We start from the raw sequence: 3,720 nt of genomic DNA on the forward strand, positions 1-3,720 counted from the left end.
AACTCGTCACTTGAGTTATACCATCTGTAGCCTATCTTTGGAGATTTGGTATTACAAATGCCATTGGAAACCGTCCCTAGTCTCTAAATTGAAAGCAGATCAATCAAATTTAGAGGGAGTCATAGCCAGCGGGATAAGCACTCAATCCAGATGGATATTCCTTGGCACGCATAAAAAGCTTCTTCACTGGGTCAGCATCAATCAATGGGGTGGTAGGGATTAAAACTCTACCTACAAAGTAATATTCGCCCAAATCATTAATTCTGAGATTCCATAGACAAGCCTTTGAGACAATATCGCCCTCTTCTCTGAAATTTGTTTGAGGGTTGGCCTCCTTAAAGGCCATGATCTGACGGATGATATCTTGCTCAAGAGTTGATACGCCTGCGGGCCGGGTTCCTACTGCTGTCATAGTTCACGATGTGATTTAAATCAACACCGATATGATGCCCTACGGTCGCGGGAACGATCACGAAAGCCCCTCAGCATTGGTGCTAAGGGGCTAAAAGTGTTGTTTGGCACAGAGTACCCATGACCGTTGAGATTGTGCTGCTGTTCGTCGCCGCAATGATTTTAGTTATTCTTGTCTTGTTTATTCTGCTACTGCGAGAATTCATTCAGCAGGAGACGTGCGAACCGAAACGACAACCTTCTAGCCGTCGCTACTTCATCAGCAAACGAACTCAACCGATCAAAGTCCCTTCTAAACAAACTGATATAAAACTTTAAAAAACGAAGGGATATGATACTGTGCAATATCAACCTGTTCTGAATAAAATCTTCCTATCTCTAGCGAAAGCTGCTCCCTGAAAGTGGAGCTCGATCGTGTCCATTCACTGCTTGGCTCAATCTGATGCCAATAGCCCTTTGCCTTTCTTATAGTTAGCAAATTGAAAATCAATTCATCTTTTCTCGTAGCATCTTCTGTTGATTGAAATTCTAGTTTCCAACTATCTTCTAGCTTAGTTGCTTCAGTTAAATCCAATTCAGCACAGTAGTTAATTCGAGCACATACTCTTTGAAAATTATTTTGTAAATCAGCATCGCTGCTAATGTCACTAGCCATAACAAGATAAATATCTTCCAGCAAGAGAGATCTTCCGCCATAAACTGCTTGGACAGAAAATTGATCAAACACTGACTGTAATCCGGGTACGAGAAAATAAGCTTCTTTGTGAATCAAACCTGTAACCCATACTCGGTGTTGACAGGCATTTACCTCATTTGTCTTTGTCTTATTATAGAGGTTGAAGAAAATTTCTTCTGTATCAGAAAATAAATAACTATGCTCGATCTTTTTTGGTTGAATATCTAAGTCCACAAATGCAAAAAGTTTTGTTGGATTAAGATAGGAATCAATGCCTTCCTCGTGTAATTCTAGCAGAGTAAAATATGTATTCAATACATCATTTCGATCTCCACAATTGAAAAACTGCGGAAGACGTTCCGTCCACCATCTTGGGATAGATGCTTTATAAAAATTAGAGTCAGGCATTCTTTCCATCTGCCTATACATCTGTGGTGATTGTCTACCTTGTAGAGATTTAATCTCACCTTCACACAGCACAACAATTTTATTGAAAATCCTACGAGAATTGAGGATTACTTTACAGTGTTGTCTTATTTGTTCTAAATCAAGGCTCATGCTGGTTGTTCTAATTGCTTTAGAAGGCGTGGCTCCAATTCTTTAACATGAGCGGGCGTAACTGCTTGACACAGCTCATACGAGTGAGTCGCTAAAATGTATTGATTTGTGGGTGCCCATCTTATAAGTTCTGACACAATCTTATACTGCCAATCTGGATGTAGGGCAATCTCAATTTCATCCATTAGAACAATAGAATCTTCTATGTTCTGACGTATGAGCCACATGTAAATACTTAGCCTTTTCAGCTCACCATGACTTAAGTCCTCAAGATAAATCTCTATTCCTTCATCATGTTCACCCATTTTAAGAGTGACTCCTGAGAGGTCAGATTTGACATTCAGCCGTTTATTGAAAAGCATGAAATTTAAGCCATTCAACAAATCTTTATAGTGATTGCCATACTCACCTTTCTCAATAGCTTCCTTGAAATCTCTATCTCGAGCAGTTTTGAAGGAATCGACTAGTAGGTCAACTGCCAAGAAATCATATGGGAAAAGACCTGGCAGATCGTCTTTTGCTTGCTGGAGGTGAAAATAATAACTTTCAGCAGATAGATAGCTATTTTTCTGGTCCTTAAATATAAACCTTCTAGCTTCTTTAGGAAGAAAAAGAAATATTTGTGTAGAAGGAGCGGCAAGAAAAACTTTGTTTGAAAAACTATCCAATAATGATTTAGCTTCTTTTATATCTACTCCTTGAATACGGCAAAGTAAAGCAGCATTTTCACTTTGGCTGCCATCTGGCGAGTAATTGAGTATGTATGTAAGATTGTTACTTGCCAAAATATTCAAAATTTCACTTGAAATCCCAGACAGGTGCTTGATTTCATCCCGGGCTTCAAGATAACGACTTTTCAACAACAGCAAGCTTCTCTTTATTTGCTCTTGTAATGTTTTAAGCTGAGATGCTTCTCCTAATCTAATTGATCGAAACAACCGAAATTTTTTCAATCTTCCGAAAATCCTATCAACTTCTCTTTTTTGTGCTCGAGAGTCATCTAAAGATTCTATGAGTTTCAATTCATTAGAAGCTTCTCTCAGTACAGATTGCTCTTCTTCTATCTTAGAAAATCTATTTTCGGCAACTTCTACTTCTGAAAGAGTAGAGAAGCTAAAGTCGACGAAATCTGAATTATTAATGGAGCCATCTGGACTTTCCTGGGTTAAGAGTTCATGGAGATAGGAGTCACTACACGCGAAAAAATCTAGTTGAAAAGTCCTATCCTTATCTAAGATGTCGATTATTGCTAGAGTCCTTGCTTCAGATTCTTCAAATAATTTAAAGCCTTCAATTATATTTTTAACAAAGATTTCCCTATTAGCTTTAGTAGAGCAATGTAGTAGGCTAAAAACTAATTGTAGAAGGGTACTTTTCCCACCACCATTTTGGCTGCCAAGTGGAAAAACTTGAGGAACAAAATCTGTTTCAAACTCGATATTAACATTCTTTAGAACACGAAAATCAGGAACTTGAATTCTACGTAAACGCATGTGAGCTCCTGTTTTTTCAGTTAAACTACTACTAACATCTCAAGTTCGGACTTTTTACTTGGGCCTATTTTAGCAGCTTCAAGTTTCGAAGGATAGCCTACTTCGTCATTAGAATGGAATTGAAAATACTACAAAAGATAAGCAACATTTGCTCTTCCTCTTCCTCAAACACAGGTATTCCACTTCGAGCTAGAGCGATCGCCACGGACACTGGACTTGTCTCAGAGGGCTTTCCCAAACTACGAAGCAGGCTATAGAGCGATTGGAGCGCGTGAACGAACGGCTTGACAGAATTTTTTCAGCACTTTGAGGACAGTTAATTGCGATGCCTTGATGCTGAGAGTACGTTCTCTCTAGTACGCATGACTCATAAGCCCAAGGTCGCAGGTTCAAATCCCGCCTGAGCCATCGTTTCAGAAAAGTTAGGTGTAAATTTCGAGGAGTTTTGACCCCTTTCTAAGGTCAAAATTCTGGAATTTCAATCATCGGTTTGCGAGCGGCATAGTGCCGATAAATTACATCTGGCGAGGGTAATGTCAGGTTAACCGGAATGTAGAATAATCGTACTGGTTCAACGTTGAT

General features: G+C 39.1%; 4 protein-coding genes. 1 reads left to right on the forward strand and 3 read right to left on the reverse strand.

What is annotated here, in order from left to right; all coding sequences use genetic code 11:
* Nucleotides 1–109: 109 nt before the first annotated feature.
* Nucleotides 110–412 (reverse strand): hypothetical protein, encoded by a 303-nt coding sequence (locus tag AC5I6P_RS02590; RefSeq protein WP_495692199.1) that lies wholly within the window; start codon nt 410–412, stop codon nt 110–112.
* A gap of 119 nt (nt 413–531) precedes the next feature.
* On the opposite strand from AC5I6P_RS02590, the gene AC5I6P_RS02595 reads away from it, so the two are divergent.
* Nucleotides 532–729, forward strand: a complete 198-nt coding sequence (locus AC5I6P_RS02595; RefSeq protein ID WP_495692200.1) for a hypothetical protein — start codon at nt 532–534, stop codon at nt 727–729.
* Here AC5I6P_RS02595 and AC5I6P_RS02600 read toward each other — a convergent pair.
* Complete coding sequence (locus tag AC5I6P_RS02600) at nt 704–1,645, reverse strand: hypothetical protein (protein ID WP_495692201.1); 942 nt, start codon at nt 1,643–1,645, stop codon at nt 704–706. The genes AC5I6P_RS02595 and AC5I6P_RS02600 overlap by 26 nt on opposite strands.
* Entirely contained in the window at nt 1,642–3,138 is a 1,497-nt protein-coding gene (locus AC5I6P_RS02605; protein WP_495692202.1) for an AAA family ATPase, read from the reverse strand. The genes AC5I6P_RS02600 and AC5I6P_RS02605 overlap by 4 nt, the downstream gene beginning before the upstream one ends.
* Between the last annotated feature and the right edge of the window lie 582 nt (nt 3,139–3,720).

This window comes from Myxacorys sp. (assembly GCF_059501405.1).

Bases quoted from the DNA above. Each gene is read 5' to 3' on its own strand.
- AC5I6P_RS02590 (WP_495692199.1), bottom strand. From the start codon at position 412: ATGACAGCAGTAGGAACCCGGCCCGCAGGCGTATCAACTCTTGAGCAA.
- AC5I6P_RS02595 (WP_495692200.1), top strand. From the start codon at position 532: ATGACCGTTGAGATTGTGCTGCTGTTCGTCGCCGCAATGATTTTAGTT.
- AC5I6P_RS02600 (WP_495692201.1), bottom strand. From the start codon at position 1,645: ATGAGCCTTGATTTAGAACAAATAAGACAACACTGTAAAGTAATCCTC.
- AC5I6P_RS02605 (WP_495692202.1), bottom strand. From the start codon at position 3,138: ATGCGTTTACGTAGAATTCAAGTTCCTGATTTTCGTGTTCTAAAGAAT.